The organism is Streptomyces netropsis, assembly GCF_014203545.1.
GTDB classification, from domain to species: Bacteria; Actinomycetota; Actinomycetes; order Streptomycetales; family Streptomycetaceae; genus Streptomyces; species Streptomyces netropsis.
This window is the reverse complement of record NZ_JACHJG010000012.1, coordinates 1-16,240: the sequence shown is the minus strand read 5'-3', so window position 1 is coordinate 16,240 and position 16,240 is coordinate 1. Positions and strand designations below refer to the sequence as shown.

Annotated in this window: 18 protein-coding genes and 2 pseudogenes; 9 read left to right on the top strand and 11 right to left on the bottom strand. The window is 70.9% G+C overall.

Annotation, left to right across the window (positions count from 1 at the left end; genetic code table 11):
- Positions 1-25: 25 nt before the first annotated feature.
- The 4 genes and pseudogenes from FHS38_RS25370 to FHS38_RS25355 form a co-directional block, all read right to left on the bottom strand.
- The gene (locus FHS38_RS25370) at positions 26-760 is read right to left on the bottom strand and encodes a flavodoxin family protein (RefSeq protein WP_184737217.1); all 735 of its coding nucleotides are present in this window, start codon (positions 758-760) and stop codon (positions 26-28) included.
- Between the two features lie 195 nt (positions 761-955).
- A complete protein-coding gene (locus FHS38_RS25365; RefSeq protein ID WP_184737215.1) occupies positions 956-2,068 on the bottom strand; it encodes a WD40/YVTN/BNR-like repeat-containing protein in 1,113 nt (370 codons plus the stop codon).
- A 345-nt stretch (positions 2,069-2,413) separates the two neighbouring features.
- Positions 2,414-2,674 (bottom strand): annotated as a pseudogene (locus tag FHS38_RS25360) (MerR family transcriptional regulator); the annotation flags it as partial.
- 115 nt (positions 2,675-2,789) lie between these two features.
- Positions 2,790-3,449, bottom strand: coding sequence for an NADPH-dependent FMN reductase (locus tag FHS38_RS25355; RefSeq protein WP_184737213.1), 660 nt, complete (start codon positions 3,447-3,449; stop codon positions 2,790-2,792).
- Between the two features lie 478 nt (positions 3,450-3,927).
- On the opposite strand from FHS38_RS25355, the gene FHS38_RS25350 reads away from it, so the two are divergent.
- Positions 3,928-4,236, top strand: coding sequence for a hypothetical protein (locus FHS38_RS25350; RefSeq protein WP_184737211.1), 309 nt, complete (start codon positions 3,928-3,930; stop codon positions 4,234-4,236).
- Positions 4,237-4,345: 109 nt separating this feature from the next.
- Here the strand turns inward: FHS38_RS25350 and FHS38_RS25345 are convergent, their stop codons facing one another.
- The 3 genes from FHS38_RS25345 to FHS38_RS25335 all read right to left on the bottom strand — a co-directional run bounded on the left by FHS38_RS25345 (position 4,346) and on the right by FHS38_RS25335 (position 6,874).
- On the bottom strand, positions 4,346-5,161 hold the full coding sequence (locus FHS38_RS25345; protein ID WP_184737209.1) for a DUF899 domain-containing protein: 816 nt from the start codon (positions 5,159-5,161) through the stop codon (positions 4,346-4,348).
- Between the two features lie 165 nt (positions 5,162-5,326).
- Positions 5,327-6,280, bottom strand: coding sequence for an immunity 49 family protein (locus FHS38_RS25340; protein ID WP_184737207.1), 954 nt, complete (start codon positions 6,278-6,280; stop codon positions 5,327-5,329).
- A gap of 147 nt (positions 6,281-6,427) precedes the next feature.
- The gene (locus tag FHS38_RS25335; RefSeq protein WP_268246166.1) at positions 6,428-6,874 is read right to left on the bottom strand and encodes an Lrp/AsnC family transcriptional regulator; all 447 of its coding nucleotides are present in this window, start codon (positions 6,872-6,874) and stop codon (positions 6,428-6,430) included.
- A gap of 74 nt (positions 6,875-6,948) precedes the next feature.
- Between FHS38_RS25335 and FHS38_RS25330 the strand changes: the two genes are divergently transcribed.
- The 3 genes from FHS38_RS25330 to FHS38_RS25320 all read left to right on the top strand — a co-directional run bounded on the left by FHS38_RS25330 (position 6,949) and on the right by FHS38_RS25320 (position 8,923).
- Positions 6,949-7,746: an AzlC family ABC transporter permease gene (locus tag FHS38_RS25330; protein WP_184737203.1), complete on the top strand. Its 798-nt coding sequence runs from the start codon at positions 6,949-6,951 to the stop codon at positions 7,744-7,746.
- Positions 7,739-8,068: a branched-chain amino acid transport AzlD family protein gene (locus FHS38_RS25325; protein ID WP_184737201.1), complete on the top strand. Its 330-nt coding sequence runs from the start codon at positions 7,739-7,741 to the stop codon at positions 8,066-8,068. The genes FHS38_RS25330 and FHS38_RS25325 overlap by 8 nt, the downstream gene beginning before the upstream one ends.
- Positions 8,069-8,317: 249 nt before the next feature.
- Positions 8,318-8,923, top strand: coding sequence for a GNAT family N-acetyltransferase (locus tag FHS38_RS25320; RefSeq protein WP_184737199.1), 606 nt, complete (start codon positions 8,318-8,320; stop codon positions 8,921-8,923).
- Between the two features lie 93 nt (positions 8,924-9,016).
- On the opposite strand, the gene FHS38_RS25315 is transcribed toward FHS38_RS25320, so the two are convergent.
- On the bottom strand, positions 9,017-9,499 hold the full coding sequence (locus FHS38_RS25315) for an SRPBCC family protein (RefSeq protein WP_184737197.1): 483 nt from the start codon (positions 9,497-9,499) through the stop codon (positions 9,017-9,019).
- 67 nt (positions 9,500-9,566) lie between these two features.
- Here FHS38_RS25315 and FHS38_RS25310 point away from each other — a divergent pair, with 67 nt between their 5' ends.
- From FHS38_RS25310 to FHS38_RS25300, 3 genes are all read left to right on the top strand, one after another.
- The gene (locus FHS38_RS25310) at positions 9,567-10,148 is read left to right on the top strand and encodes a TetR/AcrR family transcriptional regulator (RefSeq protein ID WP_184737195.1); all 582 of its coding nucleotides are present in this window, start codon (positions 9,567-9,569) and stop codon (positions 10,146-10,148) included.
- A 24-nt stretch (positions 10,149-10,172) separates the two neighbouring features.
- Positions 10,173-10,751, top strand: coding sequence for an MOSC N-terminal beta barrel domain-containing protein (locus FHS38_RS25305; RefSeq protein WP_229821965.1), 579 nt, complete (start codon positions 10,173-10,175; stop codon positions 10,749-10,751).
- A gap of 207 nt (positions 10,752-10,958) precedes the next feature.
- The gene (locus FHS38_RS25300; protein ID WP_184737193.1) at positions 10,959-11,387 is read left to right on the top strand and encodes an RICIN domain-containing protein; all 429 of its coding nucleotides are present in this window, start codon (positions 10,959-10,961) and stop codon (positions 11,385-11,387) included.
- Here the strand turns inward: FHS38_RS25300 and FHS38_RS25295 are convergent.
- From FHS38_RS25295 to FHS38_RS25285, 3 genes and pseudogenes are all read right to left on the bottom strand, one after another.
- Positions 11,360-12,022 (bottom strand): annotated as a pseudogene (locus FHS38_RS25295) (glyoxalase). The gene FHS38_RS25300 and the pseudogene FHS38_RS25295 sit on opposite strands and share 28 nt — an antisense overlap.
- Positions 12,023-12,027: 5 nt before the next feature.
- Entirely contained in the window at positions 12,028-12,492 is a 465-nt protein-coding gene (locus tag FHS38_RS25290) for a helix-turn-helix transcriptional regulator (protein ID WP_184737190.1), read from the bottom strand.
- Between the two features lie 203 nt (positions 12,493-12,695).
- Complete coding sequence (locus FHS38_RS25285) at positions 12,696-13,106, bottom strand: VOC family protein (RefSeq protein ID WP_184737188.1); 411 nt, start codon at positions 13,104-13,106, stop codon at positions 12,696-12,698.
- Between the two features lie 304 nt (positions 13,107-13,410).
- On the opposite strand from FHS38_RS25285, the gene FHS38_RS25280 reads away from it, so the two are divergent.
- Together FHS38_RS25280 and FHS38_RS25275 are read left to right on the top strand one after the other, a co-directional pair.
- Entirely contained in the window at positions 13,411-14,400 is a 990-nt protein-coding gene (locus tag FHS38_RS25280) for a trypsin-like serine peptidase (RefSeq protein WP_184737186.1), read from the top strand.
- Between the two features lie 225 nt (positions 14,401-14,625).
- On the top strand, positions 14,626-16,128 hold the full coding sequence (locus FHS38_RS25275; protein ID WP_376700067.1) for a M28 family metallopeptidase: 1,503 nt from the start codon (positions 14,626-14,628) through the stop codon (positions 16,126-16,128).
- Positions 16,129-16,240: the final 112 nt, after the last annotated feature.

Genomic DNA, 16,240 nt, shown 5'->3' with positions numbered 1-16,240 from the left:
GGCGGGCGCGCTGCCGGCGGGGCGCTCAGCGGTAGTCGGGATTGGGGAAGTCGAACCGGCAGCCGGCTTCCCACGCGGAGCGCTGATTGCCCTGCGCCGGAATGCCGCCGGCCCGCTTGAGCATGGCCGCGAGATGCATCAGGTTCCAGCTCATGAAGGTGGTGTTGCGATTGGTGAAGTCGTTCTCGGGCCCGCCGGATCCCGGGTCGAGGTAGGAGGGGCCCGGCCCCACCGCGCCGATCCACCCCGCGTCGGCCTGGGGCGGAATGGTGTAGCCCAGGTGCTGGAGGCTGTAGAGGACGTTCATCGCGCAGTGTTTGACGCCGTCCTCGTTCCCGGTGATCAGGCAACCGCCCGCCCGGCCGTAGTAGGCGTACTGTCCTCGGTCGTTGAGGATCCCGGAGCACGCGTACAGCCGCTCGACGACCCGCTTCATCACCGAGCTGTTGTCACCCAGCCAGATGGGGCCCGCGAGGACGAGGATGTCCGCGGCCATCACCTTCTCGTAGAGCCCCGGCCAGGCATCGTGCTCCCAGCCGTGCTCGGTCATGTCGGGCCACACGCCGGTCGCGATGTCGTGGTCGACGGCCCGTACGAGTGCGGTGGTGACGCCGCGCGCCTCCATCACCGCCCGGCTCTTGTCGATCAGTCCTTCGGTGTTGCTCGGCTCGGGCGAGCGCTTGAGGGTGCAGTTGACGAACACCGCGCTCAGGTCGTCGAAGCGCCAGTCGCCGTCGTCCGTGGCTGCCGGGGATGACATGGGGGAGCCTCTTCCGTCGTGTCCGTCGAGCGTGCGGGGCCGGCCCGCGCTCGCGTGGCCGTGCCCGGCCCAACGACCGATGCCCCCTCCGGTTCCCGTCCTGCCGGGCACGGCCCACCTGAAGGAGCAACGCGCGCCCCGCCGGAGGGTTCTCCGGCGGGGCGCGCGTGCCAGCGGTGGGCCGTTCGGCCCCGGTCAGTCGACGCGTACTTCTTCCAGGCCCAGGTACATCACCTTCGGCTGGGCGGGGTTGAAGGCGATGGCGGAGATGCCGTCGTAGGCGTTGTGGGTCTTGGTGACCTTGCCCGTGGCGGCGTCGAGCCGGAAGAGGTCGGTGCCGTAGCCCTGGAAGTAGGTGCCGTACTCGAAGTAGAGCACGTCGGGGTCCACCGGGCTCGGAGCCAGCAGGGTGCCGTTGGTCAGCTTGGTTTCGGCCGAGTCGTCGACCACCTTGGTGAAGCTTCGGCCGCCGTCGGACGAACGGTAGAGGTGGCGGCCCTCGGCGGGCGAGCCGGGCGTGGCCTGGGCGAGGTCGATGCCCAGGGCGTAGACGACCGAGGAGGAGGCGGGCGAGACGACGGCGTTGAAGAGGTTCGCGGGACTGCCCGGGCCGGTCAGGCCGGTCGACGCGGTCCAGGTGGCACCGCCGTCGGTGGTCACCGCCCCGCCGCGCACCATGCCGCCCGCGACGGCGTGGTCGAGGTCGGCGGGGTCGAAGGCGACGGTGTAGACACCGGTCCCGGCCTCGAACGCGGGCGTGCCGACGCGCTGCCAGCTCGCGCCGGCGTCCGTCGAGTCGTACAGCACGCCGTCGTTGCCGGCCAGGCGAAGGTGGCCGGGGCGTGACCGGTCGGTGCCGAGGCCCATGATGGCGGTGGTCGGCGCCGTGAGCGGGGTGACCTTCTTGCCGTCCACGCGGGCGAGGTAGCCGCCGTTCTGCTCCCACGCGAAGGCGCGGCCGCCGGTGGCGGCGGTCAGGTGCGTGAGGCCGGCGTCGAGGTTCGCGATCCGGGTCCAGGTGCAGCCGGCGTCGGTGGAGCGCTGGAGTTCGCTGTTGTGGGTGGCGAGCAGCGTGTTGGGCGTGTCCAGGGCGACCAGGCCGAAGGTGTAGCTCGTCGGCTTGAGGGGGACGCTGGTCGGCGTCAGGTGCGCGCCGTCGTCCCGGGTGAAGGTGACGGAACCGTCACCGGTGACGCGGGCGCAGGACGGGGCCGTCCAGGCGGCGGGGCCCGCCGCGAGGGCGGTGGTCGGCTGGGCAAGGGCGAAGGCAGCAGCGGCCGTGATGACGGCCGCACTGATCCGCTTCATGTTCTCTCCCTTGTGGGGCACAGGCATGGCGCTATCGGCGCGGAACGACTTGGTGATCATGTTCTAGTCGCCCGTGCCTGCGCCGCATAACGCCGTCGGCCGCCAATCTTGCTGTCTCGAAAGGAGCTTGACGCAAGATCTACGCCATTCGGACCGTCAGTAACGCACCGGAGTGAGCCGTTCCAGGGCTTCGGCCACCCGCCCCGCGCCGTCTTCGGTGGCTGTCCGGCGGGCGACGAGGGTGGCGGCCCGCGCGTACGAGGGGTCCCTTACGGCCCGCGTGAGGGCGTCGGCGAGCCGGACCGCGGTGAGGTCCTTGAAGGGGATCGGGGCGGTGGCCACGCCCAGTGCGGCGCGCCGGGCGCGCAGCTGGTCCAGCGCGCTGGCCCGGGGGTCCTGGAGGATGGCGGCGATCTCGTCGAGGGAGAAGCCGAGTTCGCGGTAGAAGAGGATCTGCTGGAGGCGGGCCAGGTCGGCGTCGCTGTAGAGGCGGTAGCCGGCGGGGCTGCGCTCGCCCGGGCACAGCAGCCCGGCCTTGTCGTAGTGGTGCAGGGTGCGCACCGTGACGCCGGCGAAGCCGGAGACCTGCCCGACGGAGTAGCTCATGATTCTGCCCTTTCGTTGCCCGTTCAGGGTGCGGCCTGACGTCGCGTGAGGGTCAAGTCGCTCACGCGCGGGCGGGCAACGATCGGGCGGGCCCGCGGGTCGGCGGGCGGGGCGTTCAGTCCTGGGCGCGCCGGGTGACGGGGGCGTCCGTGCAGTCGCCGAGGAACTCGTACCAGCGACGCTGGAGGCACACGTAGCGGGTGTCCGCCTCGACCAGGCGGAGGAACGACGTCACCGCGTCCGTCAGCCGCTCCTGGAGTCCGGTGTCGGTCAGGTCTCCGTCGTCGGTGAAGCCTTCGTGGGCCCGGGCGAGGCTGAACATGTCGGGGTAGACGCGCGTGCCGAGGTGTTCGAGCGGGATCCGCAGTGCCCACAGTCCGCGGTTGCCGCCGACCAGGGACGGGGACGCGGAGACCAGCAGGGCGTGCTTGTCCTTGAACGGCTGCGGCCCGACCCGGGAGACCCAGTCGATCGCGTTCTTCAGGCCGCCGGGCAGCGAGGCGTTGTACTCCGGGGAGGCGATCACGAAGGCGTCGCAGGCCGCCAGCCGGTCGCGCAGCGCGAGGGTGCCCTCCGGGAGCCCCTCGGCGACCTCGGTGTCGGTGTCGTAGAGCGGCATGGGGAACTCCCCCAGACGGGCGAGTTCGACGGTGGCGCCGGTGTCCCTCACGATCCGAGCGACGAGCGACGCCAGGCGGGTGTTGAGCGAGTCGGCGCGCAGCGAGGCACTGAGGACCAGGACGCGGGTCGGGGCGGGCGCGGCGTCGTCGGCCATGGCGAGGGCCTTCCTCGTGGCGAGCCCGCCGGTGGGCGGGGCCTGGCGGCTGTGCGGGGCCGTACGGGCCCGCTACCGCCTCATGATGGCGGGTGCGGGGTGGGCGGGCAATCACGACACCCGGGCGTCAGGGGGCGGGCGTCCGGGAGGCGGAACGGTGCGGTGGCGGCGATGCGTACGCGCCTGGCCCGGGGGCGAGCCGGGCCGGCCGCGCCCACCGGAGCCCACCGCGACGGGCTGTTCTCCCTCGGCACCCACCGATACGCTCGGGACAGCCACCGGTGAGGAGGCCGCCATGGGCAAGGGACAGCAGGAAGAGCAGCAGTGCCCGGCGTGCGACGGCGATCGCGTCACGACGAAAACCGCATGGACCGTAGAGGTTGACCGGAACGGCCACAAGAACTCGGTCAGCCATGAAACGGTCTCATCATGTTCCCACTGCCACGGTAGTGGCGTGGCCTGACCGAAAGGGGGCGCGATGCCCGACCAGTCGGACAAGATGCGCCCAGTGTTCACCTGTGTGATCTGCGCCTGCACCTACATGCCGCCCAAGACGATGCGCTACGACGACCTCGGCCAGGAGGCGTCGCCCCTGCATTGCTCCGAGACTGCGTGTGTGCGGGCCGCGGCCGGGATCCCCGGCCCGGTTCGGGAGTTCATGTCCCGGCGCGCATGGGCTGCCGCCCAGCCGTGGATGGACAAGGACCTGACGGCGCTGCCGGAGCGAGCCCGCCGACGCAGCCGCCCCCGCATCCGGCCCGACGGAGCCCGCACCAAACACCGCTAGCCGGATCCCCTCCCTGGGGGGCCGATCGAGCGCGCGGGCGCCGTTCGCATCGTCCGGAGGTTCCGCCCGGCACCCAGCGCCTGGTGCCGGCGCCGTCGGCGAAGGCACCTCAGTGGTGGTGGCCGTGCCGGCCGAGGGTCTCCACCGGGGTCGCGCCGGGGCGGGTCCACTGCGGCACGGGCCGGCTGGTCGGGCCCCAGGTGGCAACGCCGTCGGCGTCCGAGCGCCAGTACCAGCAGGCCTGGCGGCCCTCGGACGGGTACCCCTCACGGACATCGCCGATCACGGGCCGGCCCTCGGGGTTGTCCTCCCACGCCTCGCCACGGCCGTAGGGCGTCATGTCGAGCAGGCCGAAGGACCCGTTGACCGGCTCGTTGCCACGGCCCGTCGTGGAGTAGGTGAGGAACACGCGGTCGCCGTCGCGCAGGAAGCAGACGATGTGCCCCATCTCTCCGCCGACCGGCGCCGCCACGCCCCGCACCGAGTACCAGGGCTGGGTGTAACCCATGAACTCGACGTAGGGAGCCACCTCGTCCCACGGGCCCGAGGTCAGGACGGCGAACGAGACGCCCCGGGCGTTGAGGTAGACGGCGTCCTTCACGTGCCAGGCCGTGGTGGTGCAGCCCTCGCACTGCCCCTGGTGCGGCGCGCCGTCGTACCACATGTGCTGGTAGACCACGAGCTCGTCGCGCCCCTGGAACAGGTCGAGGAACGGGACCGGCCCGTCGGCGCCGGTGACCTCGACCGCGCCGTCGAGCTCGACCATCGGCAGCCGCCGCCGGGCCGCGGCGATCGCGTCACCCTCATGGGTGTGCGCCTTCTCGCGGACCAGCAGCTCCTCGCGCGCCGCCTGCCAGGTGGCCAGGTCGACGACCGGTGGCTTGCCGGGGAGGTTGCCGCTCGCGTTGCCGGGCGTGGTCGTCATGGTGCCCTCCGTGGTGTCTCGTGCCGGGCAGCGTACGACGGCCTACGACGCTCATCGGAACAGACTCGCGGCCCCGCCGGAACTCATCGCGGCGGGGGTGCCCTCGGCCGAGCCCGCACGGACCACGTCGGGCTGACAAGGTCACGGACGCGCTGTCGGAACCGGCTACTTGGCGGCCCAGTAGCCCAGCTGATTCCCGCCTGCGTCCGCCGCTCGCCGCAGCGCCTCCGGGGAACCCAGCATGTCGTGCGGCAGATAGCCGGACCGGACGCCCAGCTCCCACCCGTGCACTTGGACCGCAAGGGCGGCCAGGGCAAGGGCGCCGAGCGGCAGCAGGGTCCTGGGGGCGGGATCGGATCCCACGCTCTCCCGGTGCTCGACGAGCCGGGCCACGAGAGCCTGCTCGAAGGCGTGCCGGTCGTCGTCGAGGAGTACGCGGAGAAGGCGCTGGTCCGGTGTCGGCGCACCGAGGGCGTCCAGTCGCCGGGCGGCCTCGGCGCGCTCGTCGGCGTCCGGCTTGCGCAGGGTCACGGTGGGCCAGTCGCGGGGCAGGTGCCCGTCCGCCCGGGTGAGGTAGTGGCACAGCGCGTCCATCGCCGCGAGGTCCGCCGGATCCGACGTCGAGGTCAGCTTCGAGTACGGCACACCCTCACGGATCGCGGGCGCGAAATCGCTCCGCAGGAGCAGGCCGATCACCCGCTGCCATTCCCACACCAGGCCGCTGACCATGCATGTCTCGAACGTGTCGAGCCAGGTCCTGGCGGTGGGGGCCTGCTCGACGGCGTCGCCGAATGCGATGTCCTCGCTGCTGAGCTGCTCGCCGATGAGGGGGAAGGCGATCTCCTGGTCGCCGTCGGGGAAGCAGCCGACGCTCAGCGCCCCCAGGGAGCACTCCGCCGCGGTCCGCAGTGCCGTGCGCGACGACTCGTCGAGCGCGAGATCCCCCACGGTGCGGGCGGCGATGTGGTCCAGGAGATCGTCCCGCATCTCCTCCATCTTCTTCGGGGACGGGTCGTCGTAGCGCAGCCATTGCCAGCGGCGCCAGGTCCTTCCGCTGATGTCGTCGAGTGCCTGGGCTATGTGCTGTCCACCGACCTCGTGGCGCGTCACTTCCTGCACGGTGCTGTCCTCTCGTGATCTTCCGGCGGGACGCTACCAGCGGGCGCTGACATCGCCACGGGCCGCGAGGACGGGGCGAGGTGACGCGACGTAGATGTCCCGGACGGCACCCGGTGGCAGTCGGCGGTGAGTTGTCGCGGGCTGCCTTTACCGGTTGGTCTTGATCTTCTTCATGGTCAGGTGGGATTCGAGACGGAGGACGGCGGGCAAGCAGCTGAGCTTGCCGGTGAGGAAGGCTTCGTAAGCGGCGTGGTCGGCCACGGCGACGCGGATGAAGTAGTCGGGGCGCCCGTACATGCGGCGGAACTCGACGACCTCGTCATAGGAGGCCACGGTGTCCTCGAACTCCTCGAAGCTCTTGCGGTCCTGGGCGTAGATCTCGACGTCGATGAGGACCTCCAGTCCGCGGCCCATGGCCTCGGGATCGATGACGGCCCGGTACCCGGCGATGACGCCGGTCTCCTCCAGCCGCTTGACCCGGCGCAGGCAGGGCGGCGGGGTCAGGCCGACCCGCTTGGCCAGCTCGACGTTGGTCAGCCGCCCGTCCTGACGAAGATGAAACAAAATTTCTCGATCTACCTCATCGAGGCTCACTTCATTGCTCACAACGCCATCATAGGGCGACAAGTAGCAACCATATGAGGCGAGATTCTTCGTAAAATTTCTCCATGAACATAAGTCCTGCTGTTGCTGAGGACCGTCCTCGGCCTGCGCCCGCCCCTCCGTCCGTCTCTCCGTCCGTCTCTCCGTCCGTCTCTCCGTCCGTCTCTCCGTCCGCCGGACCGTCCGAGGCGCGTGCGGCGTTCCACGACTCTGCGGGCGCCGGCCTGGGATTCGTCCCGCTCGGCCTCGCCTTCGGGGCGCTCGCGACCCAGTCGGGCCTGGACTGGTGGTGGGCGGGGCTGTCCGCGACGCTCGCCTTCGGCGGATCGTTCGAGTTCCTGCTCATCGGCATGGTCACCACTGCGGCCCCGCTGGCGGCCATCGCCCTGTCCGCGTTCATGGTGAACGTCCGGCACGTCTTCTACGCGCTGTCCTTCCCCCTGCACCGCATAACCGGGCGCCTCGGCAAGACGTACGCCACCTTCGCCCTGTGCGACGAGGCGTACGCGCTGACCACCGGGAAGCAGGCCCGCTCCCATTCCGGTCGGCGCATCCTGTGGCTGCAGCTCTTCCTGCACCTGTACTGGGCAGGCAGCGCGGTGGCCGGAGCCCTGCTCGGCTCCCTCATCCCGGACGGCGTCACCGGCCTGGACTTCGCCCTCACCGCCATGTTCACGGTCCTCGCCCTCGACGCGGTCCGGGACCTGCGCGGCGACCTGCCCACCCCCGCGCTCGCCCTGCTCAGCGCCCTGGCCGCGCGGCTCCTCTTCCCCGGCCAGATGCTCCTGGCCGCCTTCGCCCTGTTCACCGCCGCCCTCCTGGCCCGCCACCTCACCACCGGCAGGAAGCCCACCCATGCCTGACACGCGCTACGCCATCGCCGGCGTCCTCGTCACCGCAGCCGTCACCTGGGGCCTGCGAGCCCTCCCCTTCGCGGCCCTCACCCCCCTGCGCGCCAGCCGTACCGTCCAGTACCTCAGCACCCGGATGCCCGCCGGCGTCATGGTGATCCTCCTCGCCTACTGCCTGCGCGACCTCCCCCTCACCCACGCGCGCACCCTGGCCCCGCTGGCCGCCCTCGCCGTCACCGTCGGCCTGCACCTGTGGCGCCGCAACGCGCTGCTGAGCATCCTCGGCGGCACGGCCGCCCACGTGGTCCTGGCCAGCACGGTCTTCGCCCCCTGAGCCCCGTCCGACGCCGAACACGGCTCACCGCCCGGGGCCTTGCGCCGGAAGTGCGAGCGTGACGGTGGCGATGAGGTCCGCAGGTCGAAAGAGGCCGTGGCCCCAACAGCCGGACGGATCCCGTCCCTTGTCGCCGATCGAGGAGTCGACCCGGGTGCCGACCGTGGTGGCAACGGTCAGCACCCGGCTCCTGGGGAATCGGTAGAACGACCGATGCGCCGGAAAGATCTTGGAACCTACGTTGGCCGCATGCACTCAACGAACACACCCAAGCCGATCGAGACCGGCGACGCTCCTGAGGTCACACGCATCCTGGCCCGCGCTTTCGGGGACGACCCGATGATGCTGTGGCTCTTCCCTGACGAGGAAGGGCGTGAGGGCCGTCTCGCCCAGTGGTTCGACGTCATGCTCTCGCAAAAGTACGGCCCGCTTGGCCACTGTGAACACACCGACGCGGCAGCGGCCTTCTGGACACCGCCCGGCACGGCCGAACAGCACCCGGACGAGGGGACGCTGGCCCGCATCAACGGGCTGTTGGGCGAGCACACGGCCCGGCTGGGAGAAATGCTGGAACTGGTCGGCGAGGCCACCCCCCAGGAACCCCACTGGTACCTGGCGGTGCTCGGCGCCGACCCGGCGGCCCAAGGGAACGGCCACGGCGCCGCCCTGCTGCTCTCGGGCCTGGCCAAGGCGGACGCGGCCGGACTGCCGACCCACCTCGAATCGTCGAAGGAAACCAACATCGGCTTCTACGAGCGATTCGGGTTCACCGTGCGGGGCGAGATCCACGTACCCGGGGGCGGCCCGACACTCTGGTCGATGTGGCGGGAGGCGCGCGGAGACGTGCGCCGGTAGGCCAACGGCCCCGGAGTCCGCGCCCGCGCCGCACTCCCCTGTGCTGCGGCGTGGGCGCGGACGCGCCGTGCCCCGGTGGCCTGCGGTCCGGAGTCAGCGGGCAAGGGCCCGCAGCAATCTGACGTACCGGCTCCAGCGCGCTGGCCTTGCCACCACCCCCGTGCAGGCGAGTTCGGCCCGGTCGAGGCTGTCCTCCAGACACGCGTCGTGGAGCGGGCGCCAGAAGAGCGGCCAGGTGAGGCCGGCCGGGCCACGGGCGGCCATGGAGAGGGTGTGGCGTAGAACGGTGTGCCCTCCGCCCGCGGGCAGGGCGGCGTATTCGTGGAAGCCGTGGAAACCGCGCGGCCCGGTGAAGGTGAAGCGGACCCGTGTGGCGGGGACGTATGCGGCAACGCTGTAGCGGACGGGGCCGTGGCCGCCGGCCGCCCCCGGCCCGAGGGGCTGGTCGAAGGCCATCGGCGGCCAGGATTCGTGCGGCCACAGCCGGTCGTCGTCGCTCGCGAGGCCGTCGATCAGCGCCCCCGCCTCGCGCTCCGTCACGGGCAGCAGGCGCTCGTGCACGTTGTGGACGTCCATGGACCCTCCGTCTCCCGGAACAATATAGAGAGGGATCTCTAATATTATGGAGAGTACTCTCTGATTCATGGCCCGACCACCCCGCTTCGACCTCGACCAGCTCCTCGACGCCGCCGTACGGCTCGCCGCGGCCTCCGGGCCGGCCGGTGTGACGATGTCCGCGGTCGCCAAGGAGGTGGGGGCTCCGAGCGGTTCGGTGTACCACCGCTTCGCCGGGCGGACCGTGCTGCTGGCCGAGGTGTGGCTGCGGACGGTCGAACACTTCCAGGAGGGCTGGTTCGCCGCTCTCGAAGGTGAGGGCGACCCCCGCCGGGCGGGGAGAGCGGCAGCCCGCCACGTCGTCGCCTGGAGCCGCGCCCATCCGGAGGAAGCCGCCCTCCTGCTCTACGGCGCCCAGGACTTCGGGCGTGCCGAGTGGCCCGACGAGCAGGCCGGGCGCGCCGACCGCGGCCGCCGGCGGGTGCGGGACGCCGTCGCCCGCCTCGCCGCAGCCCTGGGCGCCGCGGACCCCGCAGCCCGGGAACGCGTCTCCGTCGCCGTGATCGACCTGCCGCTCTCCCTCGTCCGCCGCCACCTGCGGGCGGGCGAGGCCCTCCCCGGCCACGCGGAGGGCCTGGCCGAGGAGTGCACGGCTGCGCTCCTCGCCTGAGCGCAGCCGGCTGAGGGACAACTCATGGAAGGGACGGACATGGGCGCGATGCTCGGCACGATCGAACGGATCTGGCGGTACCCCATCAAGTCCACCGGCGGTGAACTGCTGGACGAGGCCGCCGTCGACGCCCGGGGCCTCGTCGGCGACAGGCTCTACGCGGTGCGGGACGCCGAGGGAAAGTCCGGCTCAGGCAAGAACACGCGCCGGTTCCGGCGCATGCCGGGGTTGTTGCACCTGCGGTCCCGATATCGCGGGAAGACAGTCACGGAGCTGCCCGAGCTGCTGGACCCGGACGGCGCGCCGGTCCCGGACCCCACCGCCTACGTGCGGCGATACCTGGACCGGAACGACGTCGAAGTGGCCCGCGAGGGCACGGGCTCGCATTTCGATCAGCTCCCGCTCAGTCTCCTGACCACCGCCACTCCCGACTGGGTCCGCGCGGCCGTTCCGGCATGCCCGTCGACGAGCGCCGGTTCCGGCCGAACCTGCTGGTGCGGACACCGCCGGGCACGCCTCCCTTCGTGGATGACGAGTGGCTGGATGCGCCGGCCACGGTCGCGCACCCGGGGCGGGTACGACTCGGGGACACCGTCGAACTGACCTGATCCGCGCCTGTCCCGGCCTGCTGCCCGGGCCTAGGGTGAGGGGCCGTCGGAGTCCCCAGGATCAGGAGATGCAATGAGTCTTCGTAGATCGCTCGTAGGTACCGTGGCCGCGCTCGCTGCGACGGTCGCGTGGACGGGAGTCGCCGACACAGCGCCCGCGAGAGCGAACGACTCGAAAAGCGCCGGCACGCTGCAGAACGACATGTCCTACCTCAGGAACTGGCTCTCCGGAAAATGCGCCGACGTGGCCGGCTACAGCAGTGAGAACGGCGCGCGTGTGCAGAATTGGGACTGCACTACGGGCACCAATCAGCGGTGGGAGTTCGTACCGTCGGGAGACGGCACGTACTACTACCTGGTCGCACAGCACAGCGGCAAGTGCTTGACCGTCGACACCAGCCGCCCGAACGGGGACTTCGGCGGCGGCGTGGGCCAGTGGCAGTGCCTGGGCCAGAACAACCAGATGTGGAGGAAGGCGTACGCGGGGAACAACGCGTACAACCTGGTGGCCAGGCACAACGGGAAGTGCCTCGACCTCGACACCCGTGGGGGTCTGGGAAACGGCGCGACGATCCACAACTGGTCGTGCACGTACGGCACCAATCAGCTGTGGCAGCTCGACCGCGTGTGATCCTTCCGGGAAGGCGCGGGGGCCGGTGATGCGGCCTCCCATGCGAACCCGTCCGGGTCGGTGAAAGGCCCGGCATCGCTGCCGATCGCGAGCCGGTGCGATCCGGTGCCGTCGGGAGAGACTCCGGCGTCCCTGGCAAGGGCACGGCGCCTGTACAGCGCCAGCTTGACGGGACTCGCCCCGGCAGCGAACTCGACGTACATGCGGCCGAAGCTCTTCGCCACGGCAAGGCCTCGGTCGACGTAGAACCGCTGGCTCGCGGCCACATCCGCGACTCCCAACAGGAGCACGATCTCGTCGACCCGCCGGGTGGCAGGGCCGGTGTCCTTCTTCGCCGAGGTCGCGACCTTCCAGATCGTCCCGTCCGGGGCTTGTACGACACCGCCGTAGCCCCAGAGCGACTTCGCGGCAGGCTTCAGGGGCGTGGCGCCGGCGTCGAGGGCGGCGTCGATGAGGCTGTCGACTCGTCGCCGGCCGGGACACCGTGAGCGCCAGTGTGAACCCACTGAAGCCGGTTGTGGGTTCCTCCGAGGCCCGCAGGCGTATCTGCGTGCCAAACCGAAGGCGGCGGTACAGAAGCGGTCGGCGGCCGTGGGGTCGGCCACGTCGAGGGTGACGGATTCGATGGATGCCATGGCCATCACGCTGGTTGCGGCCCGGCGACCGGCGCTTCTTGATTCCTGACCGGTCTTGTCACCTGTTTTGCCACACACGGCGGCATCCCCTCCGCAGCGCCCGTCGCGCGGCGCCGGTAGGCACCGGGCGGCATGCCGACCAACTCGGTGAAGCGGGTGCTGAAAGTACCCAGCGATGAGCAGCCGACCGCGAAGCAGATCTCGGTGACACTGAGGTCGCCACGACGCAGCAGCGCCGTCGCGCGCTCGATGCGACGCGTCATCAGGTACGCGTACGGAGACTCCCCGTAGGCCAGCCGGAACTGGCGGCTGAGGTGCCCGGCGGACATGTTCGCGCCGCGGGCGAGCGCCTCGACGTTCAGCGGCTGCGCGTACTCCCGGTCGATCCGGTCGCGGACGCGGCGCAGTCGTGCGAGGTCGCTCAGGCGCTGTGCCGAGGTACGTGCGGGCCCCCACGAGGGGTGACACATGAGAGAACTCCTTCATCGATGTCCGCGAGCACCTGGGTCGCAGGCCGGGGTAGGCGGCGAGGTACTCGATGGCGACGGCCGGCTTGCCGAAGTCGACGAGCAGGCCCAGCAGGCCCAGCACGACGGCCGGAAGCGCCGGCCGTCGTATTTTTCACAGGTGGCCGCGACACCGGGCGTCACGGTCGGATCGATGACCGGACCGCTCAGCGAAGCTCCTGGATGCGGACCAGGTTGCCCGCGGGATCGCGGAAGGCGCAGTCGCGGATGCCGTACGGCTGCTCCGTCGGCTCCTGGACGACCTCGGCGTCACCGGCCTGCACCTTCTCGAAAGTGCCGTCGAGGTCCCGGGTGGCCAGCAGGATCCAGCCGTAGGTGCCCTTGGCCATCATCTCGACGATGGTGCGGCGCTCGTCCTCGGTGACCCCGGGGTCGGCGGCCGGCGGCGCCAGGAGGATGGACGTACCGGGCTGGCCGACGGGACCGACCGTGATCCAGCGCATCTTGCCCTGTCCGACATCGCTGCGGACCTCGAAGCCGAGGGTGTCGCGGTAGAAGGCCAGGGACGCGTCCGGGTCGTCATGCGGGAGGAAGCTCGTGTGAATGGTGATGTCCATGACGATGATGCTAGGCGCGGCTCCGTGACCCACGCTTCTCGATTCCTGATCGATCCGGCCTCCCCGGTCTTCACGGAAGGTGGCGCCGCAACGGGCCATACGCGGGGCAGGTGGTGATCGAAGCAGGCATTGGCTTGACGTGGCCCTGACATTGCGTCAAAGACGTGGCAGTCTGGCTCACGCACGCAGGAATCCGCACCCCAGCGCCGAATCCGCACCGCTCGCATGCCCGGGACCGCACCAGCCGCGGCCCGGCCCTCCGGCTCGCGCGACATCTCGCGCGACCACGGCGGAAGGAGTACGCGTGAGACGCCCCCACCACCTCGGAGCCGGCATCCTCTTGGCCGTCGGCGCCCTGCTCACCACCGGCACACAGGCCGCGACGGCCGAAGCGCCGAACACCCCCACGACCGTCCACACCCTCGCGGCCACGGCCACCGCACAGCAGCACGCCCGCGACTTCTGGACACCCGACCGGATGCGCGCGGCGGCCCCCCTCGCTCCCCTCGACAGGCTCTCCCCCGGCGCCGCGCCCGGCGTCCCGCAGCGGGCCGGGAAGACCTCAACCGTCGCCCCCACCGCCCCGGCGGGACGCTCGGGAGCCGTCAGCGCCTTCCCGCAGAGTGGCGGGCCGTGGAGCGGCGGCGGTGCCGTTCTCGTCACCTCCGGCCGGGTGTTCTTCACCCACCAGGGGCGTACCGCGTCCTGCTCGGGGAACGCGGTCACCAGCCACAACGCGAGCACGGTCCTCACCGCCGGACACTGCGTCAAGCTCAAGGGCAGCTGGCACACCAACTGGGTGTTCGTCCCCGGCTACCACGACGGCCAGACCCCCCACGGCACGTGGGCGGCGGCCAAGACACTGGCGACGGACCTGTGGGCGGCGAGCGAGAGCATCAACTACGACGTCGGCGCCGCCGTCGTCGCGCCGCTGAACGGCAAGAAGCTCGGCGAGGTCGTCGGCGGCCAGGGCCTGAAGTTCAACGGCGGTTACAACCGGCCCATGTACACGTTCGGCTTCCCCGCCGCAGCACCGTACGACGGCAAGCAACTCATCCACTGCAGCGGGAACACCACCAAGGACTTCCTGTTCACCACGGACCACGCCATGTCCTGTGACATGACGGGCGGTTCCAGCGGCGGGCCGTGGTTCGACTCGTTCAGCGAGTCGACGGGGACCGGTCTGCAGGCTTCGGTGAACAGCTTCGGTTACACCTTCCTGCCCGGCAGGATGTACGGCCCGTACTTCGGCGACGAGGTCAAGAGCCTCTACGAAAAGGCGCAGACAGCCTGACGGCCGACTCCCGGCCCGGTGGTCTCCCCCCAGGGCCACCGGGCCGGGTCCGTCCGACCACGCGGATGACCGGCGTATGGCGACTTTGTGTCAATCACCGCTCACCCCCTCCCCTGACCTGCACGAACTCGTTACGGTCCTTTTCAGCCCCGATCGTTGTCCGATCACGATCACCGCATCAGGGCGGCCACCACCGAAGGGCCGCCCCTGCCCGGAAGGACCTCCGTGCGCGTACACCCCCGCCGCCGGGCGATGGCGGCCGTCATCGCCACCGCCCTCGCCACCCCCGTCCTGCTCGCGGCGGCTCCCGCCGGCGCGACGCCCACACACCCGGACCGGCAGCACAGACAGGCGGAACAGCTCGCCAGGAAGCTGGTCAAGGAGTCCTCGGGCAAGAGCGCCTACCGCCATCTCGAGAAGCTGCAGGAGATAGCCGACGACAACGGCGGCAACCGCGCCGCCGGCACCGCCGGTCACGAGGCGTCCTCCGCCTATGTCCACAAGCTGCTGAAGAAGGCCGGATACCGGGTCTCCTACCAGGACTTCGACATCTGGGAGGCCAAGACGCACACCGAGAAGCTGTCCGTCGTCTCCCCGGACCCGCGCACCCTGAACGTCGCGGCGTTCACGTTCACCCCCTCCACGCCGAAGGAGGGCATCCAGGCGCCCATCGCCGCGGCCCGGGTGGACGCCACCCCGGGATGCGAGGCGGATGACTACAAATCGGAGACGTTCACCGGGAAGATCGCCCTGGTCAAGCGCGGTTCCTGCACCTTCGTCGACAAGCAGCGGGCCGCCGCCGCGGCCGGCGCGATCGGCATCGTCGTCTACAACCACAGCGGCACCACCCCCGTCCGCGGTGGTTTCGGCAAGCCGTCCGAGGGCCTGATCCCCAGCGCCGGCGTCACCCTGGCCGACGGCGAGGCACTGGCCGCCGCGGCAGCCAAGGGTGAGGTCAAGCTCTCGCTGACGCTCGATCAGGAACACCTCAAGAAGCGGACCCGCAACGTCATCGCGGAGACCAAGGGCGGCAACGCCGACCGCGTCGTCGCGCTCGGCAGCCACCTCGACTCGGTGCATGAAGGACCGGGCATCAACGACAACGGCTCCGGCTCCGCCGGTCTGCTGGAGGTCGCGCTGAAGCTCGCCGACCAGATCCGCAAGTCCGGCAAGCAGCCCACCAACAAGCTGCGGTTCGCCTGGTGGTCGGCAGAGGAGGGCGGGCTGCTGGGCTCCGATCACTACGTCTCCCAGCTCGACGAGAAGCAGCGCAAGCAGATCGCGCTGTACCTCAACTTCGACATGATCGCCTCTCCGAACGCGGCCCAGTTCGTCTACGACGGCGACGACTCCGACCACACGGGGGCGGGCCCCGGCCCCAAGGGCTCCGCGCAGATCGAGCGGCTGATCAACGGCTTCCTCGACCGCAAGGGCAAGGCGCACGAGGGCACCGACTTCACCGGCCGCTCGGACTACGGCCCCTTCATCGAGGTCGGCATCCCGGCCGGTGGCACCTTCACCGGCGCCGAGGGCATCAAGACCGAGGAGCAGGCCGCGAAGTACGGGGGCACGGCGGGCACCGCGTACGACCCGAACTACCACGGCGCCGGCGACACCCTTCAGAACCTGGACCTGAAGGTCTTCGACACCAACATCGACGTCATCGCGCACGCGGTCGGCATCTACGCCCACGACCTCAGCTCGCTGGACGACCCGGCCGGCAAGTAGGCACATGCTCCCGTCGGGGGGGGGGGGGGGGGGGGGGGGCCCCCCCCCCCCCCCCCCCGCCCCCCCCCCCGGGGGGGGGGCCCCCCCCCCCGGGGCGGGGGGGCCCGGGGCA